The 26,485-nt window shown below is 73.4% G+C and carries 33 protein-coding genes and 1 pseudogene; 15 read left to right on the top strand and 19 right to left on the bottom strand.

Annotated elements, in window-relative coordinates:
- Positions 1–27 precede the first annotated feature (27 nt).
- From MRQ36_RS16665 to MRQ36_RS16655, 3 genes and pseudogenes are all read left to right on the top strand, one after another.
- Positions 28–692, top strand: a pseudogene (locus MRQ36_RS16665) (5-formyltetrahydrofolate cyclo-ligase).
- Between the two features lie 61 nt (positions 693–753).
- Positions 754–1,086, top strand: coding sequence for an FmdB family zinc ribbon protein (locus MRQ36_RS16660; RefSeq protein WP_242796615.1), 333 nt, complete (start codon positions 754–756; stop codon positions 1,084–1,086).
- Between the two features lie 164 nt (positions 1,087–1,250).
- On the top strand, positions 1,251–1,820 hold the full coding sequence (locus MRQ36_RS16655) for a flagellar biosynthesis protein FlgA (protein ID WP_242796613.1): 570 nt from the start codon (positions 1,251–1,253) through the stop codon (positions 1,818–1,820).
- A 40-nt stretch (positions 1,821–1,860) separates the two neighbouring features.
- Here the strand turns inward: MRQ36_RS16655 and MRQ36_RS16650 are convergent, their stop codons facing one another.
- On the bottom strand, positions 1,861–2,061 hold the full coding sequence (locus MRQ36_RS16650; protein ID WP_242796611.1) for a hypothetical protein: 201 nt from the start codon (positions 2,059–2,061) through the stop codon (positions 1,861–1,863).
- 41 nt (positions 2,062–2,102) lie between these two features.
- Here MRQ36_RS16650 and MRQ36_RS16645 point away from each other — a divergent pair, with 41 nt between their 5' ends.
- A complete protein-coding gene (locus MRQ36_RS16645; RefSeq protein WP_242796609.1) occupies positions 2,103–2,447 on the top strand; it encodes a hypothetical protein in 345 nt (114 codons plus the stop codon).
- 41 nt (positions 2,448–2,488) lie between these two features.
- Here the strand turns inward: MRQ36_RS16645 and MRQ36_RS16640 are convergent, their stop codons facing one another.
- Complete coding sequence (locus MRQ36_RS16640; protein WP_242796607.1) at positions 2,489–2,971, bottom strand: DUF2231 domain-containing protein; 483 nt, start codon at positions 2,969–2,971, stop codon at positions 2,489–2,491.
- Between the two features lie 192 nt (positions 2,972–3,163).
- Between MRQ36_RS16640 and MRQ36_RS16635 the strand changes: the two genes are divergently transcribed.
- Positions 3,164–3,592 (top strand): Fur family transcriptional regulator, encoded by a 429-nt coding sequence (locus MRQ36_RS16635; RefSeq protein ID WP_242796605.1) that lies wholly within the window; start codon positions 3,164–3,166, stop codon positions 3,590–3,592.
- 60 nt (positions 3,593–3,652) lie between these two features.
- The gene (locus MRQ36_RS16630) at positions 3,653–4,510 is read left to right on the top strand and encodes an oxygenase MpaB family protein (protein WP_242796603.1); all 858 of its coding nucleotides are present in this window, start codon (positions 3,653–3,655) and stop codon (positions 4,508–4,510) included.
- A 22-nt stretch (positions 4,511–4,532) separates the two neighbouring features.
- On the opposite strand, the gene MRQ36_RS16625 is transcribed toward MRQ36_RS16630, so the two are convergent.
- The 11 genes from MRQ36_RS16625 to MRQ36_RS16575 all read right to left on the bottom strand — a co-directional run bounded on the left by MRQ36_RS16625 (position 4,533) and on the right by MRQ36_RS16575 (position 13,193).
- Positions 4,533–5,462, bottom strand: coding sequence for a RecB family exonuclease (locus MRQ36_RS16625; RefSeq protein WP_374250287.1), 930 nt, complete (start codon positions 5,460–5,462; stop codon positions 4,533–4,535).
- 53 nt (positions 5,463–5,515) lie between these two features.
- Positions 5,516–6,130 (bottom strand): MarC family protein, encoded by a 615-nt coding sequence (locus MRQ36_RS16620; RefSeq protein ID WP_242796601.1) that lies wholly within the window; start codon positions 6,128–6,130, stop codon positions 5,516–5,518.
- Positions 6,131–6,161: 31 nt separating this feature from the next.
- A complete protein-coding gene (locus MRQ36_RS16615; RefSeq protein ID WP_242796599.1) occupies positions 6,162–7,025 on the bottom strand; it encodes a PHP domain-containing protein in 864 nt (287 codons plus the stop codon).
- A gap of 9 nt (positions 7,026–7,034) precedes the next feature.
- Positions 7,035–8,210: a hypothetical protein gene (locus MRQ36_RS16610; protein ID WP_242796597.1), complete on the bottom strand. Its 1,176-nt coding sequence runs from the start codon at positions 8,208–8,210 to the stop codon at positions 7,035–7,037.
- Positions 8,165–9,262: a SigE family RNA polymerase sigma factor gene (locus MRQ36_RS16605; RefSeq protein WP_242796595.1), complete on the bottom strand. Its 1,098-nt coding sequence runs from the start codon at positions 9,260–9,262 to the stop codon at positions 8,165–8,167. The genes MRQ36_RS16610 and MRQ36_RS16605 overlap by 46 nt, the downstream gene beginning before the upstream one ends.
- A 103-nt stretch (positions 9,263–9,365) precedes the next feature.
- Entirely contained in the window at positions 9,366–10,235 is an 870-nt protein-coding gene (locus MRQ36_RS16600) for a PH domain-containing protein (protein ID WP_242796593.1), read from the bottom strand.
- 6 nt (positions 10,236–10,241) lie between these two features.
- Positions 10,242–10,400, bottom strand: coding sequence for a hypothetical protein (locus MRQ36_RS16595; protein WP_242796591.1), 159 nt, complete (start codon positions 10,398–10,400; stop codon positions 10,242–10,244).
- Positions 10,401–10,518: 118 nt separating this feature from the next.
- The gene (locus MRQ36_RS16590; RefSeq protein WP_308194875.1) at positions 10,519–11,205 is read right to left on the bottom strand and encodes a DUF6758 family protein; all 687 of its coding nucleotides are present in this window, start codon (positions 11,203–11,205) and stop codon (positions 10,519–10,521) included.
- 205 nt (positions 11,206–11,410) lie between these two features.
- Positions 11,411–12,034 (bottom strand): RNA methyltransferase, encoded by a 624-nt coding sequence (locus MRQ36_RS16585; RefSeq protein ID WP_242796589.1) that lies wholly within the window; start codon positions 12,032–12,034, stop codon positions 11,411–11,413.
- 52 nt (positions 12,035–12,086) lie between these two features.
- Positions 12,087–12,578: a hypothetical protein gene (locus MRQ36_RS16580; RefSeq protein WP_242796588.1), complete on the bottom strand. Its 492-nt coding sequence runs from the start codon at positions 12,576–12,578 to the stop codon at positions 12,087–12,089.
- Positions 12,579–12,677: 99 nt separating this feature from the next.
- A complete protein-coding gene (locus tag MRQ36_RS16575) occupies positions 12,678–13,193 on the bottom strand; it encodes a MaoC family dehydratase (protein ID WP_242796585.1) in 516 nt (171 codons plus the stop codon).
- A gap of 545 nt (positions 13,194–13,738) precedes the next feature.
- Here MRQ36_RS16575 and trxA point away from each other — a divergent pair.
- Positions 13,739–14,107 carry a thioredoxin gene (gene trxA / locus MRQ36_RS16570; RefSeq protein WP_242796583.1) on the top strand — a complete coding sequence of 123 codons (369 nt, stop codon included), beginning with the start codon at positions 13,739–13,741 and terminating at the stop codon, positions 14,105–14,107.
- Between the two features lie 72 nt (positions 14,108–14,179).
- Here trxA and MRQ36_RS16565 read toward each other — a convergent pair whose 3' ends face one another.
- On the bottom strand, positions 14,180–14,638 hold the full coding sequence (locus tag MRQ36_RS16565) for a thiol-disulfide oxidoreductase DCC family protein (protein ID WP_242796581.1): 459 nt from the start codon (positions 14,636–14,638) through the stop codon (positions 14,180–14,182).
- A 63-nt stretch (positions 14,639–14,701) separates the two neighbouring features.
- On the opposite strand from MRQ36_RS16565, the gene MRQ36_RS16560 reads away from it, so the two are divergent.
- Entirely contained in the window at positions 14,702–15,748 is a 1,047-nt protein-coding gene (locus tag MRQ36_RS16560) for an Rv2578c family radical SAM protein (protein ID WP_242796579.1), read from the top strand.
- A gap of 140 nt (positions 15,749–15,888) precedes the next feature.
- The gene (locus MRQ36_RS16555; protein WP_242796577.1) at positions 15,889–16,305 is read left to right on the top strand and encodes a CoA-binding protein; all 417 of its coding nucleotides are present in this window, start codon (positions 15,889–15,891) and stop codon (positions 16,303–16,305) included.
- 72 nt (positions 16,306–16,377) lie between these two features.
- Here MRQ36_RS16555 and MRQ36_RS16550 read toward each other — a convergent pair whose 3' ends face one another.
- Positions 16,378–17,574, bottom strand: a complete 1,197-nt coding sequence (locus MRQ36_RS16550) for an acyl-CoA dehydrogenase family protein (RefSeq protein ID WP_242796575.1) — start codon at positions 17,572–17,574, stop codon at positions 16,378–16,380.
- A 180-nt stretch (positions 17,575–17,754) separates the two neighbouring features.
- Here MRQ36_RS16550 and MRQ36_RS16545 point away from each other — a divergent pair, with 180 nt between their 5' ends.
- Complete coding sequence (locus MRQ36_RS16545) at positions 17,755–18,201, top strand: DUF4190 domain-containing protein (protein ID WP_242796573.1); 447 nt, start codon at positions 17,755–17,757, stop codon at positions 18,199–18,201.
- A 3-nt stretch (positions 18,202–18,204) separates the two neighbouring features.
- Here MRQ36_RS16545 and MRQ36_RS16540 read toward each other — a convergent pair whose 3' ends face one another.
- Entirely contained in the window at positions 18,205–19,095 is an 891-nt protein-coding gene (locus MRQ36_RS16540) for an SDR family NAD(P)-dependent oxidoreductase (RefSeq protein WP_242796571.1), read from the bottom strand.
- Positions 19,096–19,214: 119 nt separating this feature from the next.
- Between MRQ36_RS16540 and MRQ36_RS16535 the strand changes: the two genes are divergently transcribed.
- Positions 19,215–19,730 carry a DUF4190 domain-containing protein gene (locus MRQ36_RS16535; protein WP_242796569.1) on the top strand — a complete coding sequence of 172 codons (516 nt, stop codon included), beginning with the start codon at positions 19,215–19,217 and terminating at the stop codon, positions 19,728–19,730.
- A 58-nt stretch (positions 19,731–19,788) separates the two neighbouring features.
- On the opposite strand, the gene MRQ36_RS16530 is transcribed toward MRQ36_RS16535, so the two are convergent.
- Positions 19,789–20,745, bottom strand: coding sequence for a CoA ester lyase (locus MRQ36_RS16530; RefSeq protein WP_242796567.1), 957 nt, complete (start codon positions 20,743–20,745; stop codon positions 19,789–19,791).
- Positions 20,746–20,872: 127 nt separating this feature from the next.
- Between MRQ36_RS16530 and MRQ36_RS16525 the strand changes: the two genes are divergently transcribed.
- The 4 genes from MRQ36_RS16525 (at position 20,873) to MRQ36_RS16510 (ending at position 23,193) form a co-directional block, all read left to right on the top strand.
- A complete protein-coding gene (locus MRQ36_RS16525) occupies positions 20,873–21,697 on the top strand; it encodes an SDR family NAD(P)-dependent oxidoreductase (RefSeq protein WP_242796565.1) in 825 nt (274 codons plus the stop codon).
- A 49-nt stretch (positions 21,698–21,746) separates the two neighbouring features.
- Positions 21,747–22,469, top strand: a complete 723-nt coding sequence (locus MRQ36_RS16520; RefSeq protein ID WP_242796564.1) for a GNAT family N-acetyltransferase — start codon at positions 21,747–21,749, stop codon at positions 22,467–22,469.
- An 80-nt stretch (positions 22,470–22,549) separates the two neighbouring features.
- A complete protein-coding gene (locus MRQ36_RS16515) occupies positions 22,550–22,849 on the top strand; it encodes a hypothetical protein (protein ID WP_242796563.1) in 300 nt (99 codons plus the stop codon).
- The gene (locus MRQ36_RS16510; RefSeq protein WP_242796562.1) at positions 22,789–23,193 is read left to right on the top strand and encodes a hypothetical protein; all 405 of its coding nucleotides are present in this window, start codon (positions 22,789–22,791) and stop codon (positions 23,191–23,193) included. The genes MRQ36_RS16515 and MRQ36_RS16510 overlap by 61 nt, the downstream gene beginning before the upstream one ends.
- 3 nt (positions 23,194–23,196) lie before the next feature.
- On the opposite strand, the gene MRQ36_RS16505 is transcribed toward MRQ36_RS16510, so the two are convergent.
- Together MRQ36_RS16505 and MRQ36_RS16500 are read right to left on the bottom strand one after the other, a co-directional pair.
- The gene (locus MRQ36_RS16505; protein WP_242796561.1) at positions 23,197–25,362 is read right to left on the bottom strand and encodes an APC family permease; all 2,166 of its coding nucleotides are present in this window, start codon (positions 25,360–25,362) and stop codon (positions 23,197–23,199) included.
- Positions 25,363–25,471: 109 nt separating this feature from the next.
- The gene (locus tag MRQ36_RS16500) at positions 25,472–26,410 is read right to left on the bottom strand and encodes a DMT family transporter (RefSeq protein ID WP_242796560.1); all 939 of its coding nucleotides are present in this window, start codon (positions 26,408–26,410) and stop codon (positions 25,472–25,474) included.
- Positions 26,411–26,485 lie beyond the last annotated feature (75 nt).

Here is a 26,485-nt window from a genome sequence, read left to right as displayed (position 1 = left end):
GACAAGCGTTGCGTCAGGAGTGTTGCGATGCCGGAATTATCTGATGGAGCGGAAGTGACGCCTGAGGCGAAGCGGGACGCCCGGATCGCGCTGCTCACCGCCCGCCGGGCGCTGACCGCGCCGCGCCGCGCCGAAGCGGCGGCGCGCGTCCAGGCCGAGCTGGTCTCCCTGGTACGCCGGCTGCGCCCGACCCGGATCACCGGGTACGTCCCGGTCGGCTCCGAGCCGGGCGGTCCGGACCTGCCCGAGGTGCTGCGGGCCGCGCTGGAGCCCACGGCCGAACTGCTGCTGCCGGTGCTCCGCGACGACCTCGACCTGGACTGGGCGGCGTACGTCGACGGGGAGTCGCTGGTGGCGGCCGGTCGTGGGCTGCGCGAGCCGAGCGGCCCACGGCTGGGGCCCTCGGCGGTGGCCGGCGCCGACCTGGTGGTCGTACCGGCCCTGGCGGTGGACCGGCGCGGCCGGCGGCTGGGCCGCGGCGGCGGCTCGTACGACCGGGCGCTGGCCCGGGTGCCGGCGGCCACGGTGACGGTGGCCCTGCTGCACGACGGGAGCTGGTGGAGCGGCTGCCCGCCGAGCCGCACGACCGTCCGGTCCGCGCCGTGATCACGCCCGCCGACGGGCTGCGTACCCTTGCCGGGGCACCCGGTGTGGAACGGCCCGCTTCCGCTGGACGAACCCGGGTCCCATGACGCACCATTGGCACTCGAAGATGTCGAGTGCCAACCGGCCGTGCCAGATCCGGAGGAGAACGTGCCCACGTACCAGTACGCCTGCACCGCGTGTGGCCAGCAGCTCGAGGCGGTGCAGTCCTTCTCCGACGAGCCGCTGACCGAGTGCCCGGCGTGTGCGGGGCGGCTGCGCAAGGTCTTCAACTCGGTCGGCGTCGTCTTCAAGGGGTCCGGTTTCTATCGCACCGACTCCCGTTCGTCCGGCTCGGAGGCCGCCAAGAGCGCGCCGGCCAAGCCCGCGAAGTCCGAGTCGTCGAAGTCCGAGTCGTCGTCGGGCGGCGGCTCGACCTCCTCGACCGGCGGCAGCTCGACCAAGACCCCGGCGGCCAGCACCTCCAACTCGTCGCCCTCCTGACCGTGTCCCGCTAGCAGATCATCGCGCGGCGCGGGAGTTGTCCACAGGCGGACAGGTTTTCCACAGGCCCGCCGGTCGGGCCGACACCGACCTTCCCTCTGCTCCTAGCCTCTGACCGGGCGTCGTCCTGACGGCGACGCCCGGACCGAGTTCGGGAGGCAGCGGTGACGGCGAACGAGGGCTCACTGCGTCCGGTCCGCTGGCGCGGCCTGCCCCGGGGCGGCACGCTGCTGCGGGTGGCGCTGGTCGCGGCACTGCTCGGCCTGGCCGCGGCGGTACTGGAGAGCCCCGGCGAATGTCGGCCCGAGGCGACTCCCGGCACCTCGGGCGCCGCCCCTGCCGCCCCGGGAGACCGGGCTGGCGGGAATCGGGCCCCGGCCACCGCACGCGACCCGGTTGACGGCGATCGGGCCCCGGCCGGGGCGGACGGGGGTCGGACAGGAACGGGCGGGGCGTTGCCGTTGCCGATCGGGTCGGTGGGGGTGCCGGTGCGGCTGGCCGAGCCGGCCGCGCTCGCGGTGCTCCGTCCCGGCTCCCGGGTGGACCTGCTCGTCGTGCCCGAGGCGTCCGCCGGGCCCACCCTGCTCGCGTCCCGGGCGCTGGTGCTGGACGTGGTGGGCGCGGACCCGGTCGACGGGCCGTCGGCGCTCTATCTGGCGCTGCCGCCCGAGCAGGCCCGGCACGCGATCGGGATGCCGGCGGGCAGCCGCTTCGCGGTGGTGGTCCGCAGCTGACCGGCCGCGCCCCCGTGGGCCGCCGCGTGGAGAGACCGGGTCAGTCCCAGTGCGGGGGACGCTCCGCGAGGAGCCAGTCGTCGTTGCCGCCGGCCCGTTCGCCCCAACCACGGTCGGTGTCGTCGGCCGTCTGCTCGGGCAGGACCACGAAGTCCTCGCCGAGGTCGACCGCTCGGTCGTCGTCGCCGCGCCTGCCGGGATCGCTCACGAGCGGTAAGGATACGCCCGCCGCGCCGCGCATCGGCCGGCACGCCGACCGGCCCGTTGGTAGCGTCGGTCGGCGTGACGACGCCCAGCGGTGCCAGCCCCGAGGACGAGTTCTGGCGGCGCCCCGCCCCGGAGCAGCAGCCGGCAGCAGCCGGCGAGGCCCCGGCGGGCGGGGTACCGGGCTCCGGGCCGGTCGCCCCGGGATACGCCGGTCCGCCGCGGACCGTCCCGCCACCGCCCGGCTGGCGTCCCCCCGTGCACCTGCGGGTGCCGCCGCCCCGGCAGCTGCCGCCGCAGGACATGGCCGCCATCGACAGCGCGGAGCAGCAGGCGCAACGGCTCACCTACGGCGTGGGCGCCGTGGCCGCCGCCGTGCTGGTGATCCTGACCTGCCTGCTCTGCTCACGGCTGCTCTTCTGAGCGGCCCGGCCGGCACGCCGTCGCCGGTCGGACCACGTTGGTCAGATGACGTTGGTCCAGACCATGGCGGCGCCGCTGTCCCCGGTCAGGTAGACGTACACCAGGGCGAACACGGCGAGCACGGCGATCACGGCGGTGAGCGCCCAGGGCAACCAGGTGGGCAGTCGGCGGACCCGCTCGTGGCCGCTGGTCACCGCCAGGAGCACCAGGGCCAGCACGGCGAGGCCGACCACCAGCCAGAACAGGGTGTCGGCGTACTCGGAGTGCTCATGGATCTTCCGCAGCCCTTCGGCCGGGTAGCCGCGCTCCTCCAAGGCCTCCTCGAGCGCCTCACCGGACTCGGTGGCCACCCAGGTGGCGATCGGCGTCACCACCGCCAGAGCGGCCACCGCCCAGCCGAACCGGCCCCGCCAGCGGGGCAGCACCCCGTACGCGACGGAGAGCAGCGCCAGCAGCGGCACCAGCACCACCGCGGCGTGGATCACCAGGATGTGGACCGGCAGACCATTGACTTCCCTGAACACCGACACCTCCGGCGAGTGGACGGGTACCGCGGGCGATCAGCGTACGACGGGTGACCGTGCTGCGCCCTTCGTCACCTGGGACACACGCGGGCCGACCCGTCCCGGTTCACCCTTCGCCGGCCCGTTGTGGCCGGGGACACCCTCGCTCCCGGCTCGCTTGTCGGCCCGATGGGCCCGTGCTGTCATTACCCCATGTCCAGTGCCGAGGAGTTGCTCCGGTCGAGGGGCCTGCGGGTCACCCGACCGCGCCTCGCCGTACTGGACGTGCTCGCCGCCGGGGGCCACCTCGAGGTCGACGAGATCACCCGACAGGTGCGGGAACGCCTCGACTCGGTCTCCACCCAGGCCGTCTACGACGTCCTCGGCGCGCTCTCCCGGGCCGGCCTGTCCCGCCGGATCGAGCCGGCCGGCAGTCCCGCCCGGTACGAGGCCCGCGCCGGCGACAACCACCACCACGTGGTCTGCCGGGGCTGCGGTGAGATCGCGGACGTCGACTGCGCCACCGGCAGCGCACCCTGCCTGGACCCGAGCAGCGCACACGGTTTCGAGGTGGACGAGGCGGAAGTGACGTTCTGGGGGCTCTGCCCCGCCTGCCAGGCCCGCCGCCACGCCGACGACTGACAGCCGGCCGCCGACTCCGGCGGCCGGACGTACCGGCCGGGCGCGTGGCACTCTTGGGCGGTGAACTCCGATGACCTCGGCCTGTTCGGTCCGGGATCGGTCACGTGGAAGGTGCACGAGGAGCCGATCCTGATCGTCGCCGGCCTACGTTCGCTCTATCTCCAGGCGCTGCACCCCCGGGCGATGGCCGGGGTGGCGCAGAACAGCAACTACCGCAGCGACGCGTGGGGCCGCCTGGCCCGGACCGCCACCTACGTCGCGACGACCATCTACGGCACCACCGCGGAGGCCGAGGAGGCCGGTCGCCGGCTGCGTACGCTGCACGCCCGGCTGCGGGCCACCGACCCGTTCACCGGCGAGCAGTTCCGCATCGACGATCCGGAACTGCTGCGCTGGGTGCACGTCACCGAGGTGGAGTCGTTCGTGAGCACCGCCCGCCGGGCCGGCCTGGCGCTGACCGACGCCGAGGTCGACGGCTATTACACCGAGCAGCGCCGGTCCGCCGCCCTGGTCGGTCTGGACCCGGCCGACGTGCCGGGCACCGCCGCCGAGGTGGACGACTACTACCGGCGCGTCCGCAGTGACCTGCGGATGACGAAGGAGGCGGCGGAGACCGCGCTGTTCCTCACCGCGCCGCCGATCCCGTGGAAGCTCAGCCTGCCGGTGAAGCTCGGGCTGCACCTCGGGCCGCCGCGCTGGGCGTACCTCGGGATCGCCGGCACCGCGCTCGCCCTGCTGCCGCCGTGGGCCCGCAGGCTGTACGGCGGCCTCGGCCTGCCCACCACCGAGCTCTCGGCGGACCTGAGCGTCCGCGCGCTCCGGCTCGCCCTGACGGCGCTGCCCCGCCGCTTCCGGGAGGGGCCGTTGCAGCAGACCGCCAAGGAACGCGCGGCCCGACACACGGCGACGGCCGCCTGAGCCGTCACCGGGGCCGGCCGGGTCAGTCCTGGCCGGCGGCCGGCTCGGCGACGCGTTCCACGGCCGCCCACGGATCCTTGCCGGGTGTCTGGGCACCGGTCGGGCAGCTGCGGCGGTAGTCGCACCAGCCGCAGCGAGGACCGGGGGTGGTCGGGAACGCCTCGTCCGGATCGGCGCCGTCGGCGACCGCCCGCTCGGCGGCCATGATGTCGCGGGCGGTCTCCTCGGCCCGGGTGAGCTGCCGGGCCAGGGACTCGACGGTGTGGTCGTGGCCGGCGACCGTGCCGGTGGGCAGGTGGTGCAGCTCGACCCGGCGGCAGGGCCGGCGGAAGACCCGTTCGGCCGCGTACGCGTAGAGGGCCAGGGCCTGCGAGCCGCGTGCGTCGTCGGCGTCCAGCCCGGTGCGGCCGGTCTTGTAGTCGACGATGACCAGCTCGGGCCCGTCGGGGCCGGGTCGGGAGTCGATCCGGTCGGCGCGGCCGTTGAAGGCGAGCACGCCGGTCTTGACGGCGACCACCCGCTCCACTCCGACCGGCTCGTCCCCGGGCTCCAGCCCGGCGACGTACGACTCCAGCCAGGCCAGTGCCCGGCGGTAGGCCGCCCGCTCCTGCTCGTCGTCGCGGTAGCCCTCGCGCACCCAGGTGCCCTTGAGCAGCTGGGGCAGGGCCTCGACCCGGCGGCGTTCGGGTGTGAGGGCGTACCAGTTCTTCAGGGCGGTGTGCACGCTGGCGCCGAGCGAGTTGTGTGCCCACGGCGGGCCCTTGGGCGGCGCGGGCCGGTCGACGTAGGAGTAGCGGTAGCGGCGGGGGCAGTCCGCGTACGCCCCGAGCTTGCTGGGGGTGCAGACGAAGAGCCGTTCCGGCATGCCCTCGAAGCCGAGCTGCTCGGTCTGCTCGGCGCGGGGCCGGGGCGGCCGGCCGCCGGATCGTCCGGTGGAGGAGGCTCGTCGCACGCCTGAGATCCTGCCACCCCGGTACGACAGCCCGACGGCGACGGGCCGGGCGGTCAGCCCACGGCGAGGTACTGGGTGACGAACGCGGCGATCGCGTCCGCGATGAGCTGCACCGCGATGGCGGCCAGCAGCAGGCCGGCGATCCGGGTCAGCACCTCGATCCCGCCCGGCCGGAGGATCTTGACGATGACGCCGGAGAAGCGCAGTACGACCCAGACGGCGACCATCACCGCGACGATCGCGGCGGCGATGGCGGTGTAGTCCCCGATCCCGCCGGCCTGCTGCACGAAGAGCATGGTGGCGACGATGGCGCCCGGCCCGGCCAGCAGCGGGGTGCCCAGCGGCACCAGGGCGATGTTGGAGGTGACCTGCTGACCGGGGTCGTCGGCCTTGCCGGTCAGCAGTTCCAGGGCGACGAGGATCAGCAGCAGTCCGCCGGCGGCCTGCAACGCGGGCAGGTCGACGTGCAGGTACGCCAGGATCGTCTGGCCGGCCACCGCGAAGACCACGATGACCCCGAGCGCCAGCGCGACCGCCTGCCAGGCGGCCCGGTTCCGGTCCCGGGCCGGCAACGGCCCGGTGAGCGCGAGGAAGATCGGCATCATGCCCGGCGGGTCGACGATGACCAGCAGGGTCACGAAGACCTCGCCGAAAAGCTTCAGATCCACGCGGCCACCGTAGTCGTGCCGTCCAGGCGGATCAGCCGGAAGCGACCGGGGTCACCCCGCCGGCCGCCGCGACGATCCGCTCGTACGCCTCGGGGTCGGTGGTGTGCGCGCCGAGCCGGACCGTCTTGTGCGTGCCGTGGAAGTCCGACGACCCGGTGACCAGCAGGCCGAGGTCGGCGGCGAGGGCGCGGACGTGGGCGCGTTCGGCCGGCGAGTGGTCCTCGTGGTCGGCCTCCAGACCGGCCAGCCCGGCCCCGGCCAGCTCGACGATCAGCTCGTCCGGCACGATCCGCCCGCGCCGGCTGGCCCGGGGATGGGCGAAGACCGGCACCCCGCCGGCCGCCCGGACCAGCGCCACCGCCCGGAAGACCTCGATGTCGTCCTTGGGCAGCCGGTAACGCTCCCCCAGCCACTGCGGCCCGAACGCCTCGGTGGTGGTGGCCACCAGCCCGGCCCGGATCAGCGCCTGGGCGATGTGCGGCCGTCCGACCGTGCCGCCGGCCGCGCCGGCCAGGATCTCCGACCAGCTCACGTCGATCCCGTCGGCCTGGAGCAGTCGGACGGTCCGCTCGCCGCGCACCTCCCGGGCGAGCCGGACCCGGGCCAGTTCGGCGGCCAGCTCCGGCTCGGCCGGGTCGAACAGATAGGCGAGCAGGTGCAGCGGGATCGCCGGTCCCACCCCGTACCAGCGGCAGGAGAGTTCGGCACCGCGGACCAGGTCGAGCCCGGCCGGCAGCGCGTCCACGGCGGCCGCCCAGCCGGCGGTGGTGTCGTGGTCGGTGATCGCGACGACGTCCAGCCCCGCCTCGGCGGCGGCCCGCACCAGCTCGGCCGGGCCCAGCGTGCCGTCGCTGGCGGTGGAGTGGGCGTGCAGGTCGATCCGGGCAGCGGTCATCCGCCGACGCTACCGGCCGGACCCGAGCGCCGCCGGGCGGTCCCGGGCGTCGTCCGGTGGGCGGGTCAGGAGGTCACATCCGTCACCAGCACCGGGTGCCGGTCGGGCGTGACCCCGGCCAGTGGCGTCGCGGTGGCCGGATGCCCGGCGAGGAGCTGGTCGACCCGCAGCCGGACCAGGCGCCCCTGGTCGTCGACATGGAGCGCCGTACCGTCCCTGGTCCAGGTGACGGCGCCGGTGACCGCCGGACCGGCGGCGTGGACCGCGGGGTCGGCGGTGAGCCGGGTCAGGTCCACCAGCACGGCGCCCTGCTTCCCGCCGCCGTTGGCCAGCAGCCACCGCCCGTCGGTGGAGATCCCGCCGCGTCCGTCGGTGGCCAGGTCGGGGCCGCAGCCGGTACGCACCGGGGCGAGCCGGTCGGCCGGGTCGAGCAGCGCCGGCAGGGCCGGCGGGGGTGCCGGCGGAGACCTGCCCGACGACCCGCCCGTCGGGCAGCGTGCCGTAGACGCCCAGGACGTCCCGCTCGGCGTGGGCGGCGAGCGGACCGGCGGACGGGCGCCAGGCGCTGAAGCCGGACGTGCCGGGCTGCCGGACCAGGACGGTGTCGCCGGCGAAGCCGACCGGCACCGCGTCCGCCGCCGCCGGCGTCCGGACCACGGCGATCAACTGCCCGCCGATCACGCCGGCGGCGGCGATGTCGCGGCCGTCGCGCCAGGCGACCTGTCGCCCGTCCGGCGACAGCGCGACGGCGTCCGCCGCGGCGAGCACGACCTGCGGGTCGCCGCCGACGGGCGGCACCCACCAGAGGGTACGACCGGCTGCGGTCGCGGCCGACGTGAGGAGCCAGCCGCCGTCACCGCTGATCCGCTGGGCCCGGTCCACCAGGTCCACTCCGGGCAGCGGCCGCTGCTCGCCACCGGTGGTCTCGAGGGTGGAGCCGAGGACCAGGTCGACCCCGGCGCGGACCGGTCCGTCGGCCGGGCGGCCCGACGCGGTGGCGGTGGGCGACGGGGCCGCCGACCGGTCGGGCGGGTCACCGAGCACGACCGTGGGGATGACCTGCTGACCGGGGCGCTCGCCGAGCTGCGCCATGCCGGTGGTCACCACGACGGTGGCGACGCCGGCCAGGGCCAGCCCGGTCAGGGTGCGTCGGCGACCGATGCGCCGGGCCCGCCGGATCGCCACTCCGGCCGGGTCGACGGCGAGCGGGCGGGGCGCGGCGACCCGGTCGGCGAAGGTGGCGCGCAGGGCCGCGCCAGCTCGTCCTCGCCCACCGGCCCGTCGGCACGCACCGGTTCGTCCTCGGTCACTGTGAATGGACGCTGCGACCTGCTGGTCGGTTGTCGTGGTGGCTCATCGGGTCTCCGCCCGCGCACCCGAGGCCGGACGATCGGCAGCGGCCGGACCCCGGCGAACGCCGCCGGTCGCGCCGCCGGAGCGGTTCCGGACGCGGCGATCGCCGCGGTGGTGGGAGCCCCCGTCGCCACCGGTACGGCCGGCATGCCGGTCGCCGGTGTGCCGGCCGTGGTCGCCCCGGTGACCGGCGTGCCGCCGGCCGGGGTGCCGGGCCTGATCGCCCCGGTGGCCGGAGTGCCGCCGGCCGAGGCGCCGGCTCTGGTCGCCCCGGCGGCGGGCGTGCCGGTGGCAGGGGCGGCGGGCGCGGTCGTCGTCCGGGCCGGCCGGCGCCGGGTCGGCGTACCGGACGCCGGGGTCGGTTCGGGCTCGGCCGGCAACCCGAGGGCCGCCGCGGAGCCCAGTCGACGGCGCAACGTGCCGAGGGCACGGAAGGTCTGACTCTTCACGGTGCCCGGGGAGATCTCCAGCAGGGCGGCGGTCTGCGCCTCGGACAGGTCCTCATAGAAGCGGAGCACCAGCACGGCCCGCTGTCGGGCGGGCAGCGCGCTCAGGTGCCGCCAGAGCAGGTCCCGGTCGAGCTGCTGCTCGATCTCGTCCACCCCGGCCCGCTCGGGCAGCACCTCGGTGGGACGTTCACCGTGCCAACGGCGGCGCCACCAACTCGTCGAGGTGTTCACCAGGACCCGGCGGGCGTACGGCTCGATGGCCTCGATCCCGCCGAGCCGCTTCCAGGCCAGGTACGTCTTGGTCAACGCGGTCTGGAGCAGGTCCTCGGCGGTCGCCCAGTCGCCGGCGAGCAGGTAGGCGGTGCGCAGCAGGGCACCGGAGCGGGCCGCGACGAATTCGCGGAACTCCTCTTCCAGCGGGTCCCTGGCCGCCACCGCTCACCTCCGCACCCCGTCCTGCATGGCAGGCTGCCACGGTGGGGCGGTTCGGGTCGACGGCAAATGGTGCGCTGTTCATCCGATGTTCGGACGAAAACTTTCACGCCCCGTCGTCGGCCTTGGCCTCGTCCGCCTCCTTGCCCAACCGCGCCTCGACGGCCTGCGGCTCGTACATCTCCTCGACGACGCGCAGGTAGAGCTCGTTCGGGTTGGGCAGGTTCTTGATCTCGCGGAGCGCCTGCTCCTGGCCGGCCGACTCCAGCACGAAGGTGCCGTAGTTGAGCGCCCGGCCGGTCGGCGTCTGCTCGTATTTCATGTCGGTGACCCGGACCAGCGGCATCATCGCCACCCGCCGGGTGATGATGCCGTTGACCACCATCACCCGCTTGTTGGTGAGGATGAAGCGGTCGTACCACCAGTCGGCGACCCGCCAGGCCACCCAGCCCATCACCGCGAACCAGAGCAGGACCGCGACGGTGGTCAGCGCGCCGACGTCCCGTCCGGCGAGGAAGCCGGAGAGGTAGCCGAGCACGAAGGTCGCCGCGATGCCGGCGATGATCGGGGTGGTGAGATGGATCCAGTGCCGCTTCCACTCGCCCCGGTAGCGCTCGGTGGGGAAGAGATAGCGGGCCACCAGGGAACTCGGCTCGTCCTCCAGCGGCAGCACCCGGCGGGGTGCCATGCCCTGGGCGTCGACCCGCAGCCCGACCAGCTCGTCCTCGGAGATCGGGGGTTGCTGGTAGCCGCCCTCCGGGTCGCGGATCCAGGCCCGGCCCGACCGGCCCTCGCCGGCGTAGCCGGGCCCGTCGCCGTAGCCGGCGTCGTCCGAAAGGGAGGGCCCGTCCCCCAGGCCCGGGCCGGCACCGTAACCGGGGCCGTCGTCGGGCCCGACCCGGGGGATGGGCTCGGTGTCCCGGCGGTCCCAGTCGGGGTCGTCGGGATCGAACGGTGGACCGGAGGGGCTTCCCATGGGCGGTTAGGCGACGAGGTTCGTGAAGAAGTCGCCGAAGCCCTGAGCGATGTCCATGATGCCGCCGCCGAGGGACTTGAAGACGTCCGCGGCGGAGTTGGGCCGGTAGGCAACGAAAAAGACCAAGAACGCGATGCCGGCCCAGGTGAGGACCTTCTTGACCATAGCGGGCCATCCTCTCGCGCGGCGCCGGGTCCGTTTACCGCAGCGGCACCCAGAGTATCAGCATGGTGTCGTACAGTGAATATCTGCGTCCGTTCCCCGACACCGCAGGTCAGACCGGTCAGGCCTGGCCGTGCAGATACGGGGACGGTGCGCCGTACACGAGCTCGGGCGGAGTCCACTCGGTGAGGTCGTGCAAGACGACGTCTTCCGCGAGGAGGTGACCCGCACTCGCCGGCCAGGCTATCGCATGGAGCCACATTCCCCGAGCCTCGCCGGCGTACGCGCTTCGATCCGTCGGAGAATTCACCAGCCACAGTGGAGTCGGATGACCCGCCACGCGGATCTTGGCGTGCGGGACACGCTCGGCGTGACCAGGGCCGGGGTCGCTCAACGCCTCCTCGACCTCGGGCCCGGGGTCGGGACCGGGCAGTCCCGCGAAGCGGGAACCGAGGCCGACGCCCGGCTCCTCGGCCACGAAGAGCAGATCGGCCGGGCCGCCGTCGAGCGGGGCGGGACCGGCACAGGCGACGGCGGTGGCCCGTACGCCGGTCCGGTCGTCGCCGGCCCAGGCCACTCCGGTCAGGGTCCACCCGGCCGGCAGCGGCCAGGGGCACCAGAGGGGGATGCCGGGCCGGTCCGGGGGCGCGGCGGCGGCGGCGACCCGGTCGACCACACTCGCCACGATGTCGCCACCGATGTGCTCCGGCACGTGCAGCGGCGACACCGGACCGCACCGCAGGCAACGGGACTCCTTGTGCATGAGGTCCGGCTCCCGTACCGGCCCCGCGCATCTGGGACAACTCACCACGACACTCACCTTCCCACCGTCACCCCGGACCGCCGGCCCGTCAAGCGGAGCGGGCCGACCGGCCGTGGGATTTCCGCCGGCCGGCGGAACTGACATCCGGGTCTTGCGTCGGCGGGCGACGCCGGGGAAGCCCCGGCCGGGCGGGTCGGCGCACCCGGCACCGCCGACCGGCCCGGCCTGCCACGGAGTGCGGGCGCGCCGGTCAGTCCGGTGGCGGGCCGGCGTGGGACCGGATCCAGGCGTGCATGGCGATGCCGCTGGCCACGCCGGCGTTGATCGACCGGGTGGAGCCGTACTGGGCGATGGAGAAGAGTTGGTCGCAGGCGGCGCGGGCGGGGTCGGACAGCCCCGGACCCTCCTGACCGAAGAGCAGCACGCAACGCTGCGGCAGGGTGGTGGTCTCCAGCGGCTTCGAGCCGGGCAGGTTGTCGATGCCGACCACCGGCAGCCGCTGCGCCGCCGCCCAGTCGACGAACTCCTCGATCGTCGGGTGGTGCCGGACGTGCTGGTAGCGGTCGGTCACCATGGCACCCCGCCGGTTCCACCGCCGTCGGCCGACGATGTGCACCTCGGCGGCGAGGAAGGCGTTCGCGTTCCGCACCACCGTGCCGATGTTGAAGTCGTGCTGCCAGTTCTCGATCGCGACGTGGAAGTCGTGCCGACGCCGGTCCAGGTCGGCCACCACCGCCTCCTGCCGCCAGTACCGGTAGCGGTCGACGACGTTGCGCCGGTCCCCCTCGGCGAGCAGCTCCGGGTCGTAGTGCGGGTCGTCCGGCGGGTCGCCGGGCCACGGCCCCACACCCACGTCGAGCTGGTCACCGGTCACGGTTTCCAGAGGGTACGGCCCGGTGCCACCCCCGTCGCCGGGACCCCGACCGTCACCGCAGCCCCAGCGCGCCACCGAGCCGGTCCAGGAAGCGCCGGTCGGCGGGGGCGGGCTCGCCGGAGGCGGGCCGGCAGACCCGGGCGGCGACCGACTCCACCCACTGCCGGTACGCCGCCGAGTCGGCCGGGTCGGCCCGGCGGTGCAGCACGCGTACCGCCGCCCGACAGGCGGCCAGCAGGTCGACCAGGTCGGTGAGGTGCTCGTCGCGGGGGGTGGTCCCGTCGTGCCGGGCATAGATCGCGGCGACCACGGCGCGGACCAGGTCGCTGTCGAAGCCCCGGCCGGCGGCCACCGCGTCCAGGCCGGCGAGCCCGGCGGCGACTCCCCGGGGCGGTCGCCCGGGACCGGGCGAGGCGGCGGCGACGAGGACCCGGCCCGGCAGGTCGGTCAGCAGGTCCCACTCGACCGCGGAGTAGACGGCGGTGGTCAGCGGTGCGGCACGACGCCCGACAGGGGACGGCTCGCCGGCGACGGGGTGGCTCATGGGACCTACCTCCGGCGTCAGCATAAGCCCCGGGCAGCACAAAGAGGCCCCTTCCCCACCGGATCCGGTGGGCAAGGGGCCCCTGGTTCGTACGGGAGGTCAGCGGGGTTCGGGGAAGCTCGGGCGCTCCGGGTCGACGCCGTCGGGCACGGCGGCGGCCGCGTACTCCTTCTTGGGGACCATGACCTTGCGGCGGAACACGCAGACCAGCGTGCCGTCCTGGTTGTAGCCGCGCGTCTCGACGGCGACCACGCCCCGGTCGGGCTTGGAGGCCGACTCCCGCTTGTCCAGCACGGTGGTCTCGCCGTAGATGGTGTCGCCGTGGAAGGTCGGCGCCACGTGCCGCAGCGACTCGATCTCCAGGTTGGCGATCGCCTTGCCGCTGACGTCCGGCACCGACATGCCGAGCAGCAGTGAGTAGATGTAGTTGCCGACCACCACGTTGCGCTTGAACTGGCTCGCCGTCTCGGCGTAGTGGGCGTCCATGTGCAGCGGGTGGTGGTTCATGGTGAGCAGGCAGAAGAGGTGGTCGTCGTACTCGGTGACCGTCTTGCCGGGCCAGTGCCGGTAGACCGCGCCGACCTCGAACTCCTCGTAGTAGCGGCCGAACTGCATCCTTGTCCCCTTCGACGGGCGGCGATGGAGTTCGGCACAGCATGCCTTACCGCTGGTTAAGGCGACGACGGGGGCGCTGGTGGTGAGGAAATGTCACACCGGCCACAACCGGGGGGAGACGCAATGAGCGGCGGGGCCCTCCCCGGCACCCGCCGCCCACGCTCTGATGCGACAGATTCTGCCGCACGGGGCCATCGGGCGGACAGAGACCAGCGTCACATTTATCTTTTTGTAACAATGCGGAGCGTGACGGAGATCCACCTTCCGAGCGATCTCCGCAGGCCCGATACGTGCTTGTCAATAGGCAAATTGCTAAGTTGCCGCAGGCCCGGAGGGTGACCGCCATGGAAACGCTCCCATCACGTCCGGTCACGCAAATGCGGCCTGCACTTGCGTTCCGCACGTCGGAAGAGACAGATTCTTCTCGATGGCTCCGAGCGTCACCGCAGCGTCGCGCGGCGTTTCGGTCGGCACCGGGCGGGAATTCAACGACACCCGCCCTGGTTCCAGTGGACGTAGGAAATCCGCGCTGATCGGAGAGTGCAATGGCAACGGTTGAGCTGACCACGGCCAACTTCGACGAGGTGACCGAGCGCGACGGCATCGTGCTGCTCGACTTCTGGGCAGAGTGGTGCGGCCCGTGCAAGCGGTTCGCCCCTGTCTACGAGCGCTCCTCGGAGAAGCACCCGGAGATCGTCTTCGGCAAGGTCGACACCGAGGCGCAGCAGGAACTGGGCGCCAAGTTCAACATCCGCTCGATCCCGACCGTGATGGCGATCAAGGACGGCGTGATCGTCTACGCCCAGCCGGGCGCCCTGCCCGAGTCCGCGCTGGAGAACCTGATCGAGCAGGTCGAGAAGCTCGACATGGAGCAGGTCCGGCAGCAGCTGGCCGACCACGAGCACAAGCACTGACCCCGGCACCGCTTCGACGCCGGCCGGTCCCCGCACGGGGACCGGCCGGCGTCGTCTCCGGGCCGACTCCCCCTACCGCCCATCCACTGCCGGCGGTGACGACTCCCGACCGGCAGCACCCCGTTCAGGGGCGTCGAGCGGCCCATGGCTGTGTCCCCGGGCCTCCTGCGGAAGGGCGCAGGCGGCCGTTCCACCCGGGAGCCGATGCCGGTTTCGGGCCACCCAGCGGTACGCCGGCCAGGCCAGTGCGCGCACCGGCGGCAGGCCCAGCCCGGTGCCGGCGACCCGCCACAGCGGCGCGCTGCCCCCGAGCAGCTTCGCGACGGCGTCCGGGCCCGAGGCACGCGCGCCGTCGACGCCGACCCACTGCACCGCCTCCTCGCACTCCGCCTCCGTCAGGCCGAGTTCGGTCAGGTCGGCGTGCTGCCACGGCACCACGCGGGCCCCGGTCGGGATCCGACGCTCGATGAACTCGGCACAGCGGCTGCAGAAGGCGCAGTCGCCGTCGTAGACGAAGGTGGCGGTGTCCATACCCTCCATCGTCCACCCGCGGGTCGCTTGCGCTTCTGTCGTACACGTGTTCGAATGATGGTCATGCGCTGGGACAACCTCTCCGCTCCCCCGGACGAGGAGCGTCCCGACGGGGCAGCGCCAGCGACTCCACCCCTGCCGCTGGCGCTCCCCGGCGCCGTCGCCCGCACCTTCGACACCCCCGGCTTCGCCGGCATGACCTTCTACGAGGTGCAGGCAAAGTCGATCATCAATCGGGTGCCCGGCGAGTCCCGCGTCCCGTTCGCGTGGACGATCAACCCGTACCGGGGATGCAGTCACGCATGTAAATATTGCTTCGCGAGGAAGACTCACACCTTCCTCGACCTGGACGCCGGCGAGGACTTCGACCGGAAGGTGATCGTCAAGGTCAACGCCGGTGAGCTGGTGCGGCGCGAGCTGGCCGCCCCCCGCTGGCGCGGCGCCCACGTCGCGATGGGCACCAACGTGGACTGCTACCAGCGGGCCGAGGGGCGCTACCGGCTGATGCCGCCGATCATCGAGGCGCTGCGCGACTTCGCCAACCCGTTCTCGATCCTCACCAAGGGCACCCTGATCCTGCGCGACCTGCCCCTGCTGCGACAGGCCGCCGAGGTCACCCGGGTCGGCATCTCCTACTCCGTCGGCTTCGTCGACGAGGAGCTGTGGCGGGCGGTCGAGCCGGGCACGCCCAGCCCGCGCCGCCGGCTCGACGCGGTGCGGCAGCTCACCGACGCCGGCTTCGAGGTGGGGGTGCTGATGGCACCGATCCTGCCCGGGCTCAGCGACGACGACGCGTCGATCGACGCCACCGTGTCGGCGATCGCCGCCGCCGGGGCGACCAGCGTGACCCCGCTGGCGCTGCACCTGCGCCCCGGCGCCCGCGAGTGGTACGCGCACTGGCTGGCCCGGGAGTTCCCGCAGCTGGTCCCCCGCTACCGCCGGCTCTACCAGGCGGGCGCGTACGCGCCGCAGGCGTACCAGCGGGAGGTGACCGCGCGGGTGCGGATGGCGGCCCGCCGGCACGGGCTGCACCGGGGCGAGGTCGGCGACAACCGGCGACTGCCGGACGAGGCGCCGCCGCCCGCCGCCGAGCAACTGTCGCTGCTCTAGCCGATCCCGGCGGGCCGACACGATCCGGTGCTACCTGGCGCGGCCGGGTGAGCGGACCACCATCGGCACCCGCGACGGGCACGAGCGGCTGTGCGCCGCGCTGCCGGGTGCCGGCTGAGCTGCGGGGTTAGGCTCGGTTGATGCGTTCCGCCCAGCAGATCCTCGCCGACTCCACCGTGATCGCCGTCGTGGGTGCGTCCCGCGACCCGGGCAAGGCCGCACACCAGGTGCCCCTGGAGATGCAGCGCCACGGCTGGCGGATCATCCCGGTCAACCCGACGGTGGACGAGTTGTTCGGCGAGCGGGCGTACCCGTCGCTGGCCGACATCCCGCACCCGGTGGACCTGGTCGACGTGTTCCGCCCCGCGCGGGACGCGGTGGAGGTGGTCCGGCAGGCGGTGGCGATCGGTGCGCCGGCGGTGTGGTTGCAGCTCGGCATCTTCTCGGCGGAGGCCCGCCGGATCGCCGAGGACGCCGGCATCGACTACGTCGAGGACCGCTGCCTCGTGGTGGAACGCGCCGCCGCCGGCCTCACCGGCCCCCACACGGCCCGTTGATCAAGAAGTTTGCGTCAGCCGGGCGCTCGGATCCGACGCAAACTTCTTGATCAACCCCGGAAGCGCGGGGGGTCAGAGCTTGTACTGCTTGAGGAGGCCGCGGGAGATGATGGTCTTCTGGATCTCCGAGGTGCCCTCGCCGATCAGCAGGAACGGGGCCTCCCGCATCAGCCGCTCGATCTCGTACTCCTTGGAGTAGCCGTAGCCGCCGTGGATGCGGAACGCCTCCTGGACCACCTCGGCGCAGTACTCCGAGGCGAGCAGCTTGGCCATGCCGGCCTCGACGTCGTTGCGCTGGCCGGCGTCCTTGAGCCGGGCGGCGTTGACCATGAGCGAGTGCGCGGCCTCGATCTTGGTGCCCATCTCGGCCAGCTTGAAGGCGATGGCCTGGTGCTTGGCGAGGGGCTGGCCGAAGGTGCGGCGCTGCTGGGCGTACGCGACGGCCAGCTCGAAGGCGCGGATGGAGATGCCGCAGGCGCGGGCGGCCACGTTGACCCGGCCGACCTCGATCCCGTCCATCATCTGGTAGAAGCCGCGCCCCACCTTGTCCGCGCCGCCGAGGACGGCCGAGTCGGGGACGGTGACCCCGTCGAGGACCATCTCGGTGGTCTCGACGCCCTTGTAGCCCATCTTGTCGATCTTGCCGGGGATGGTCAGGCCGGGGGCGGTCTCGCCGAAGCCGGGCTCCTTCTCCAGCAGGAACGTGCTCATGTTGCCGTAGACCGAGTCGGCGCCGGTCTCGGTCTTGACCAGGGTCGCCACCACCGACGAGTACGCCCCGTTGGTCAGCCACATCTTCTGCCCGTTGAGCACGTAGTTGTCGCCGTCGCGGACCGCCTTCGACTTGATCGCCGAGACGTCCGAGCCGCACTCCGGCTCCGACATGGAGAAGGCGCCGCGCACCTCGCCGGTGGCCATCCTCGGCAGCAGCCGGGACTTCTGCTCCGCCGAGCCGTGCTGGGAGATCAGGTACGCCACGATGAAGTGGGTGTTGACGATGCCGGAGATCGACATCCAGCCCCGGGAGAGCTCCTCGACCACCAGGGCGTACGTCAGCAGGGACTCGCCGAGGCCGCCGTACTCCTCGTCGATGGTCAGACCGAAGAGCCCCATCTCGCGCATCCCGTCGAGGATGTCGGTCGGGTACTCGTCGGCGTGCTCCAGCCGCTGGGCGTGCGGGATGATCTCCTTGTCCGCGAACTCCCGGACGGTTTCCAGGATCGACCGCTGCACGTCGGTCAGGCCGGGCGTCTGGGCGAGTCGGGCCATCTCAGCCTCCGGGGGATCGGCGCATTACTCGTGGGTAACTGAACGCTCGGTCAGTATCTGTCCCCGGGCCTGCCGCGCCAAGGTGACCAGTCCACACAACCGCTGTGAAAAGGTTCACCGCTGCGGGTAGCGTCCGCAAGAGAGAGGGCCGTTGAGCTGGGCGGAAGGGGGCGGACAGAGGTGAGCCAACCACCTGGCGGCGAGCCGGAGCAGCCACCGTCGCCGTACGAGCCGCCGCCCTACGGGCCGTCCTACGAGCCGCCGTCGTACGGCGAACAGCAGCAGTACGGCCAGCAGCAGCCGCAGTGGGGACAGCAGCCGTCGTACGCCCCGCAGCCGCCGTACGGGCAGTACGGGCCGCCCGGCGAGGGGCCCCGACCGCGCGGCGGACCGAACGTGCTCGCCATCCTGTCGCTGGTGCTCGCGTTCGTGTTCGCCCCGGCCGGCATCGTCTGCGGCCACCTGGCGAAACGGCAGATCCGACAGACCGGCGAGGAGGGCGCCCAGCTCGCCACCTGGGGCCTGATCCTCAGCTACGTCTTCACCGCGCTCGGCCTGCTCGCCTGCTGCGGCTGGATCGCCTTCGCGTTCTGGGCGAACTCCGACGGGGGCGGCTCCTACAACTGAGCCTCAGCGGAACTCGGCCTCCCGCACGCTGTTGCCGCCGTCCACCACGAGCATCTGGCCGGTGATGTAGGAGGCGGCCGGCGAGCAGAGGAAGGCGATGGCGGCGGCCACCTCGTCGGGGGTGCCCGGCCGACCCACCGGCGTACCGAGGCCCTGCTTGAGCTCGGCCATCGTCGAGGCCGCCGTGTAGATGGTGCCGGGCGCGACCGCGTTGACGGTCACCCCGTCCGCGATCATCTCCATCGCCAGCGCCCGGGTCAGCCCGACCACGCCCGCCTTCGCCGCCGCGTACGCGGCCTCGGTCGGCAGCGCGTTGACCGGGCCGGCGGTGGCCGACAGGTTGACGATCCGACCCCAGCCCCGCTCCGCCATCCCGCTGATGAACGCCCGGCTGCACAGGAACGCGGTGGTCAGGTTCCGGTCGATCTCACCGCGCCACTCGTCGTAGCTGAGCTGGGCCACCGGCCGCAGCACCTCCGGGCTGGCCCGGCTGGCCAGGCCGGCGTTGTTGACCAGCACCTCGACGTCGCCGAGCTGATCGGTCACCGCGTCGGCCAGCGCGCCCACCTCGGACTCGTCCGTCAGGTCGGCGACGAAACCGGTCACCCCCAGCTCACCGGCCCGCTCGTGGATCCGGCGGGTGGTGGAGACGATGGCCACCCGGGCACCCAGGTCGGCCAGCCGGCGGGCGGTCGCGTATCCGATGCCGTCCGCGCTGCCGGCTCCGGTGACCAACGCCACCCGGCCGTCGAGCCGCATGGTGACCGGCTCGGCCAGCGGTGCCGGCTGGTCGGTGTCGGCGGGGCCCGGGGAGGCGGTGCCCCGGCTGCGCCGGACCAGCCCCGGACGGCTCACGTCCCGTCTCGATCGGCCGCCGCGCGCGTCAAGTGCCATGCCGAGATCCTGCCCGTTGGGGACCCGCCGGGCAACGCGGCACCCGGAAAGGGGGTGCTCGGATTTGCCCCTGCCTGGCTACCCTGACGGCGCACCCGCACCCAACGGAGATGAACCCGATGAGTTATCCCCCGCCGTCCGGTGGTTGGCAGGACCCGTACGCACCCGGCCCGCAGTCGGGCCCGCCGGCCGACCCGACCCTGGCCGCCCCGATCCCGAGCCAGCCGACCTCGGCCGACCCGTACGCCGGCTACAAGTTCGAGTCACCGCAGCCCACCGTCGACCCGTACGGTGCCGGCGGTTACCCGCCCGCGGCGTACCCGCCGGGCTATCAGGTGGCCCCGCCGCAGAACGGCCTCGCCATCGCCGCGATGATCGTCTCGATCGTCGGCGCGCTCGGGCTCTGCGGCTACGGCCTCGGCGGCTACATCGGTCTCGTCGGCGCGATCCTCGGTCACGTGTCGCGCAAGCAGATCCGGGAGCGCGGCGAGAGCGGCGAGGGCTTCGCCACGGCGGGCATCATCGTCGGCTGGATCACCACCGTGATCGCGGTGCTGGCGACCATCGCGATCGTGATCTTCTTCGTCTGGATCGCCAACCAGGACACGTCCAGCTACGACAGCACCGGTTACTGACGCGAACGGGCCGTCCCGATGGACGGGACGGCCCGGCGGCGCACCGGGGTGGTGCCGGCTACTCGGCCGGCGGCGTGAAGGTGGACGTACGGGTCATCCCCGCCGCCCGACCCTTCGCGGCGATGACCAGGGCCATCTTTCGGGACGCCTCGTCGATCATCTCGTCGCCGAGCATCACCGCGCCGAGCCTGCCGCCCGCCTCCGAGGTGTAGAAGTCGTACGCGTCGAGGATCAGCTCGGCGTGGTCGTAGTCGGCCTGGGCCGGCGAGTAGACCTCGTTCGCCGCGTCGATCTGGCCCGGGTGCAGCACCCACTTGCCGTCGAAGCCCAGCGCCGCGGAACGCTTCGCCACCTCGCGGAACGCGTCGACGTCCCGGATCTGCAGGAACGGGCCGTCGATGGCCTGCTTGTCGTGCATCCGGGCGGCCATCAGGATCCGCATCAGGATGTAGTGGTAGGGGTCGCCCGGGTAGTCGGGGATCAACGCGCCGACCACCAGCGACTTCATGTTGATCGAGGCCATGAAGTCGGCCGGGCCGAAGATGATGGTCTCCACCCGCGGCGAGGCGCCGGCGATCGCGTCGACGTTGACCAGGCCGGCGGCGTTCTCGATCTGCGCCTCGATGCCGATCCGGCCGACCTCCAGGCCGAGGGTCTTCTCGATCTGGGTGAGCAGCAGGTCCAGCCAGTGCACCTGCTCGGCGTTCTGCACCTTGGGCAGCATGATGCAGTCCAGGTTGGCGCCGGCGCCCTCGACCACCTCGATCACGTCCCGGTAGGTCCACGGCGTGGTCAGGTCGTTGACCCGGACCACCCGGGTCTTGCCGGCCCAGTCGCCCTCGTTCAGCGTGGCGACGATGTTCTTGCGGGCGTCCGGCTTCGCCAGCGGGGCCACCGCGTCCTCCAGGTCGAGGAAGACCTGGTCGGCGGGGAGGCCCTGGGCCTTGCCGAGCATCTTGACGCTGGAACCGGGTACCGCGAGGCAGGACCGGCGGGGGCGACCGACAGCGGCCATGGATGCGCTCCTTCCAGCGTCCGGCGGGCACGCCGACGCCGCCTGGAATGAAAGACGGGACTTAACGATCCCAAAGGTCGTAGTGACCACACGGTAACCTCGTGCCGTGACCGGGGTGAATGGACCTGTGGAAGATCTCACTGGGCGTCGGACCGTGGTGGTGACCGGGGCCAGCTCCGGCATCGGCCTGGCCGCCGCCGTCGACCTCGCCCGCCGGGGTGACCGGGTGGTGCTGGTCGGCCGGGACCCGGCGCGCCTGCAGTCGGCCGGGGACCGGGTCCGCGAGTCCTGCGGCGAGCGGCCGGAGCTGTTCCGGTCCGACTTCGCGGTCCTCGACGACGTCCGGCGGCTCGCCGAGCAGCTGCGTTCGACGTACGACCGGATCGACGTGCTGGCCAACAACGCCGGCGCGATCGTGCTCCAACCGGTCACCACGGTCGACGGGTTCGAACTCAGCATGCAGGCCAACCACCTGGCCCCGTTCCTGCTGAGCAACCTGCTCGCCGACCGGATCGGGCGGCTGGTGGTCACCGCCTCCGGCGCGCACCGCAGCGGCGTGCTCGACCCGGACGACCTCAACGCGTCGCTGCGCCGCTACCGCCCGATGCGCGCGTACGGGACCAGCAAGCAGGCGAACATCCTCTTCACCGCCGAGGCGGCCCGGCGCTGGCCGGACGTACCGGCGTACTCCTTCCATCCCGGCGTGGTGCGGACCCGGTTCGGCAACGACAGCCGGCTGGTCGCCCTCGGCATGCGGCTGCTGCCGTTCCGCAGCCCGGAGAAGGGCGCGGAGACGCTGGTCTGGCTCGCCCGCCAGGACCCGGCCCGGCTGGTGGACGGCGGCTACTACGCCGATCGGCGGCTGACCCGGCCGCGGCCGAAGGCGAGCGACCCCCGGCTCGCCGCCCGGCTCTGGACGGCCAGCGCCAAGGCCGTCGGCATCGACGGCTGACCGGTATTGCGGTGCCCCGGGCGTCCGGGGCGCTGCGATACTCCCCCGCATGACGACGGGGAACGACGACACGGCACCCGCCCTGCGGGTCGGCGGCGAGGACGCGGAACTCTCCGCCCGCCTGGAGCGCGAACTGACCGCGTTCAACAACGCGGCGACCGGCGCGGACGACGAGGCCGACCTGTCGGTGCGGGTGGCCGACGCCGACGGGGAGCTGGTCGGCGGGCTGACCGGCTGGACCTGGGGCGCCCGGGCCGGGATCAACATGATCTGGGTGCGCGCCGACCGGCGCCACGAGGGCTGGGGCGGCCGGCTGCTGCGGGCCGCCGAGGAGGAGGCCCGGGCGCGCGGCTGCACCGAGATCTCCGTGTCGTCGTTCTCCTTCCAGGCGCCGGACTTCTACCGGCGGCACGGCTACGGCGACACCGGCATCCGGGACGGCATCCCCGGCGGCCACGTCGACCACCACTTCTGGAAGTCGCTGGTCGACGACCCGGCCGCCGTGGTCCGACTGGTCGCGCTGGTCGAGTTCCGCGCGGTCGAGGCCGGCCGGCGGTACGAGGACGCGGTGCTGGCCCTGCTCGGGCGGCACGGCGGACGGCTGGAGCGGCGGCTGCGTACCGGCGACGGAAGCGGCGAGGTGCACGTGATCCGGTTCGCCAGCCGGGCCGGCTACGAGTCGTTCCTGGTCGACCCGGAGCGGGCCGCGCTGCGCGCCGCGCTCGGCGACGACGCCCCGGTCACCCGGGTCCTGGAGGTCACCGACGGCTGACCCTCTCACCGTTACTTCATCACGGCTGGGCAGGGGAAACAAGACTTGATCTTGTGAGCGGGAGGCCCCAGGCTCGACGCATGGACTTCGATCCCCTGGCCACCGCCCGCCGCGCCCTGTGGATCGGCGGCGCGCAGTGGGCCGGCAAGACCACCCTCGCCGTCACCCTGGCCCTGCGGCACGGGCTGACCGCCTACCTCTACGACCGGCACGACGCCCGGGGCCACGAGGACCGGCGGGTCGCCGACCGGGTCCGGCTCGGGGACCCGCCCGCCGGTCCCGACCGGACACGGTCTGGGTGCACACCGACCCGCGCCGGATGGCCGCCGAGACCCTCGCCGGCTTCCCGCGCCGCTTCGCCTGGGTGCTGGACGACCTGAGCGCGCTGGTCGCCGGCCGGCGGGTGGTCGCCGAAGGCTGGGGGCTGCGACCCGAACTGGTCGCCCCGGTGGTGGAGTCGACCAAGCAGATGGTGGTGCTGGTGCCGACGCCGGAGTTCCGGGCGTACCAGCTGGGGCGGCTGCCCCGCGCGACCGCCCGGCACCCGGGGGTGACCGACCCCGACCGGGCGCTGCGCAACCGCCTCGCCCGCGACGAACTGGTCGCCGCCGACGCCGTGGCCCGCGCCCACGACCTCGGCATCCGGGTCATCGAGGTGGACGGGGAGCAGGACGCCGAGACGGTCGCGGAGCTGGTGACGGAGCACTTCGCGGCGTACCTGTGACCCTCACTCGGCGATGTGCACCGGCACGCTGGTGACCACCACCCCGGGCAGGGGTCGCAGCGCCGTCCGCAGCCGCTGCTCGGCCCGGCTGTGCAGCGGCCGGTGCCGGCGGCGGCGCAGCACCACCTCCGGCACGATCACGGTCAGCGTCAGCTCCGGCCGGGAGGCGTGCAGCGCCTCCAGATAGTGCGCCAGCGGCCCGATCACCGCCCGGTACGGCGACACGATCGTCTCCAACCGCACCTGGTCACCCCAGGCCCGCCACTGCTCCCGGAACCGGTCCGCCTCGGCCTCCTCCGGAGCGATGTGCACGGCCAACGTCGGCTGCCCCAGCGACGCCGCGTACGCCAGGGCGCGCAGCGACGCCCGGTTCAGCCGGGCGACCGGCACCACCACCAGGTGGCGTACCTGTTGGGGCAGCTCCTCACCCTCGGCGGGCCCGGCACCCGTCGGCGCCGGCCCGGCCCCGGCGGCCGGCGGGCGGTGCAGCGCCAGCGCCCGGTGCAGGGTGGCGTAGTGCCGGTGGATCCGGTGGAAGAGCAGCACCAGCAGCGGCACCGCGACCACCACCACCCAGGCTCCCTCGGTGAACTTGGCGACCGCGGCCGTCAGCAGCACCAGGCCGGAGAGGGTGGCGCCGAGCGCGTTGAGGACCAGCCGGTGCCGCCAGCCCCGCCCGCGGCGGCGCCGCCAGTGCACCACCATGCCGGCCTGCGAGAGGGTGAACGCGAGGAACACCCCGACCGCGTAGAGCGGGATCAGTGCCTCGGTGTGCCCGCCGAAGGCGACGAAGACGACCGTCGCCGCGACCGCGAGGGCCACCAGCCCGTTGCTGAACGCCAGCCGGTCCCCCATGTGCAGGAACCGGCGGGGCGCATGCCCGTCGCGGGCCATGAAGAAGAGCAGCCGGGGAAAGTCGTTGAACGCCGTGTTCGCGGCCAGCAGCAGGATCAGCGCGGTGGTGACCTGGAGCAGGGCGTACCAGGGGCCGGTCGGGAAGGTGAGCCGACCGAGTTGGGACAGGACGGTCTCGTCCGGTCGGGGCACCAGTCCGGCCAGGTGGATCAGCACGGTCAGCCCGGCGAAGAGCACCACCAGCATGGTGACCATCCAGCCGAGCGTGGTGCGGGCGTTGCGCCACTCGGTCGGCCGGAACGCCGGCACCGCGTTGGACACCGCCTCGATACCGGTCATCGACACCGCACCCGACGCGAACGCCCGCAGCACCAGCAGCAGCCCGACGCCCTCGGCGGCCGGCACCGTCGGCGGCGGCACCGGCGCGAAACCCCGACCCGCCGCCCGCAGGTATCCGACCGCGAGCACCGCGAGGACCGCGACGACGAAGGCGTACGTGGGGAGCACGAAGATGTTGCCGGCGGTACGGACCCCGCGCAGGTTCCCGGCGAGCAGCACGGCGATCACCAGCACCCCGAGCGGCACGGTGGCCCACGTCAACCCCGGAAGTGCCGAGGTGACCGCGTGCACCCCGGCGGCCACCGACACCGACACGGTCAGCACATAGTCGAGCATCAGCCCGGCCGCCGCCGCCAGTCCCGGGGTGACACCCAGGTTGTCCCCCGCCACGATGTACGACCCCGCCCCGTGCGGGTACGCCGGGATGGTCTGCCGGTACGACAACCCCACCGCGATCATCAGCACCACCAGTGCGGCGGCCAGCGGCAGCGACAGCCCCAGCGAACCGCTGCCGGCCAGCACCAGCACGCTGAGCATCGCCTCCGGCCCGTACGCGACCGAGCTGAGCAGGTCGGAGGAGAGGATCGGCAGGGCCACCAGCTTGCGCATCCGCTCGTAGAGCACCGCGGCGCTGGACAGCGGCGGGCCGAACAGCGCCCGCCTCAGCCGGGTCACCGCGCGACCCCACCGGGAGCCGGGCAGGTTGGCCGGCTCGGTGGCGACCAGTTCGTCGGGCTCCTCGACCTTGAACAGCTCGATCGGGGCGAGGCGGCCGAAGCGGCTCGGCGGCCGTCGCCGGTACCGCCCCAGGGTCGGATCGACCGGCAGCTCGCCCGGCCGGCCCCCCGGCCGCCACCGCGCACCGATCCCGCGCAGCGTGGCCAACTCCGCCTCGGCCAGCGGCGGGAACTCCGCCGACGGCGTCACGACCGTCCCGCCCTGCGCCTCCCCGCCACCCCCCTCCTCCCGCGCCATGCCCACCCCCTCCCCTCGCACTTTCACGGAAAGCGGCGGCTCCGGCGGCGGAATGGCGACTCTTTCCGGGAAAGAGGGCGCGTTCCTGCGGTCGCGGGGGCGGCAACGGTCAGTCGGCGGGGATGGGGACGGGGGTGGGGCGGCGGGTGGTGCGGGCGCCGGCCAGGACGACGACGGCGACGCCGGCCAGCAGGAGCGCCAGGCCGGGCACGGCCAGGGTGCGGGGCAGTTGACCGAGCCAGGCCCAGGCGATCAGGGCGGCGCCGGGGGCCTCCAGCAGGATGAGCACGCTGACCGTGGTGGCGGAGATCCGACGCAGCGCGTAGTTGAACATCGAGTGACCGAGCAGCTGGGCGCCGACCACCAGCCCGAGGATCGCCAGCCAGGTGTTCCGGTCGTAGCCGTGCAGGCGTACGCCGCCGGCCAGGCAGACCACCAGCAGGATCGCCGCGCAGACCCCGTAGCAGATGGTGGTGTAGGTGGTGGTGCTGATGGTGGCGCGGGCGCGCTCCCCGAAGGCGGTGTAGACCGCCGCGAACATCCCGCCGGTCACGGCCAGCAGGTCACCGGCGAAGGCCCGGCCGGAGGCGCCGAAGTCCGCACCGGTGGCCAGCACCGCGCCGAGGACCGCCACGGCGATGCCGGCCCAGACCGCCACCGGCAGCCGCCGACCCTGCCAGCCGGCGATCAACCCCTGCCACACCGGCTGGGTGGCGCCCAGCGCGGTGGCCGCCGCGACCGAGGTGAGCTGCGCGCTCGGCATCCAGGTGGCGAAGTGCGCGGCCAGCGCGACCCCGGAGAGTACGCAGTAGAGGCCCTCCCGGCGGCCGGCGCCCACGGTCAGCGCGCGGAACTCGGCCCGCCGCCGGGCCAGCGAGAAGGGGCCGAGCACGGCGACCGAGAGCAGGTTCCGCCAGCAGGCGATGGCGAGGGCGGGCGCGGCGGCGAAGGCGATCAGCGGGGCGGACGACGAGACGGCCACGACGGCGAGCACCACGACGCCGGCGGTCAGCGGGTCCAGGGGCGGACGGTGCGGGGCGGAGGACACGGAGAGCAATCCTCACACGCCACGGTACGTCAGCGTTCCGTTACGATCATCGCCGTCCGCGCCGGCGATCCCTCC

This window comes from Micromonospora sp. R77, from assembly GCF_022747945.1.
Taxonomy (GTDB): domain Bacteria; phylum Actinomycetota; class Actinomycetes; order Mycobacteriales; family Micromonosporaceae; genus Micromonospora.
Note: the sequence above shows the minus strand (reverse complement) of the source record. Positions and strands in the feature narration are given on the sequence as shown.

What these genes read in the sequence shown, in the direction of transcription:
- MRQ36_RS16650 (WP_242796611.1), bottom strand. Translation starts at nt 2,061, where the DNA reads ATGCGCGGCGCGGCGGGCGTATCCTTACCGCTCGTGAGCGATCCCGGC.
- MRQ36_RS16635 (WP_242796605.1), top strand. Translation starts at nt 3,164, where the DNA reads ATGTCCAGTGCCGAGGAGTTGCTCCGGTCGAGGGGCCTGCGGGTCACC.
- MRQ36_RS16615 (WP_242796599.1), bottom strand. Translation starts at nt 7,025, where the DNA reads ATGACCGCTGCCCGGATCGACCTGCACGCCCACTCCACCGCCAGCGAC.
- MRQ36_RS16600 (WP_242796593.1), bottom strand. Translation starts at nt 10,235, where the DNA reads ATGGGAAGCCCCTCCGGTCCACCGTTCGATCCCGACGACCCCGACTGG.
- MRQ36_RS16595 (WP_242796591.1), bottom strand. Translation starts at nt 10,400, where the DNA reads ATGGTCAAGAAGGTCCTCACCTGGGCCGGCATCGCGTTCTTGGTCTTT.
- MRQ36_RS16580 (WP_242796588.1), bottom strand. Translation starts at nt 12,578, where the DNA reads ATGAGCCACCCCGTCGCCGGCGAGCCGTCCCCTGTCGGGCGTCGTGCC.
- MRQ36_RS16575 (WP_242796585.1), bottom strand. Translation starts at nt 13,193, where the DNA reads ATGCAGTTCGGCCGCTACTACGAGGAGTTCGAGGTCGGCGCGGTCTAC.
- trxA (WP_242796583.1), top strand. Translation starts at nt 13,739, where the DNA reads ATGGCAACGGTTGAGCTGACCACGGCCAACTTCGACGAGGTGACCGAG.
- MRQ36_RS16565 (WP_242796581.1), bottom strand. Translation starts at nt 14,638, where the DNA reads ATGGACACCGCCACCTTCGTCTACGACGGCGACTGCGCCTTCTGCAGC.
- MRQ36_RS16560 (WP_242796579.1), top strand. Translation starts at nt 14,702, where the DNA reads ATGCGCTGGGACAACCTCTCCGCTCCCCCGGACGAGGAGCGTCCCGAC.
- MRQ36_RS16555 (WP_242796577.1), top strand. Translation starts at nt 15,889, where the DNA reads ATGCGTTCCGCCCAGCAGATCCTCGCCGACTCCACCGTGATCGCCGTC.
- MRQ36_RS16550 (WP_242796575.1), bottom strand. Translation starts at nt 17,574, where the DNA reads ATGGCCCGACTCGCCCAGACGCCCGGCCTGACCGACGTGCAGCGGTCG.
- MRQ36_RS16540 (WP_242796571.1), bottom strand. Translation starts at nt 19,095, where the DNA reads ATGGCACTTGACGCGCGCGGCGGCCGATCGAGACGGGACGTGAGCCGT.
- MRQ36_RS16535 (WP_242796569.1), top strand. Translation starts at nt 19,215, where the DNA reads ATGAGTTATCCCCCGCCGTCCGGTGGTTGGCAGGACCCGTACGCACCC.
- MRQ36_RS16530 (WP_242796567.1), bottom strand. Translation starts at nt 20,745, where the DNA reads ATGGCCGCTGTCGGTCGCCCCCGCCGGTCCTGCCTCGCGGTACCCGGT.
- MRQ36_RS16520 (WP_242796564.1), top strand. Translation starts at nt 21,747, where the DNA reads ATGACGACGGGGAACGACGACACGGCACCCGCCCTGCGGGTCGGCGGC.
- MRQ36_RS16515 (WP_242796563.1), top strand. Translation starts at nt 22,550, where the DNA reads ATGGACTTCGATCCCCTGGCCACCGCCCGCCGCGCCCTGTGGATCGGC.
- MRQ36_RS16510 (WP_242796562.1), top strand. Translation starts at nt 22,789, where the DNA reads ATGGCCGCCGAGACCCTCGCCGGCTTCCCGCGCCGCTTCGCCTGGGTG.
- MRQ36_RS16505 (WP_242796561.1), bottom strand. Translation starts at nt 25,362, where the DNA reads ATGGCGCGGGAGGAGGGGGGTGGCGGGGAGGCGCAGGGCGGGACGGTC.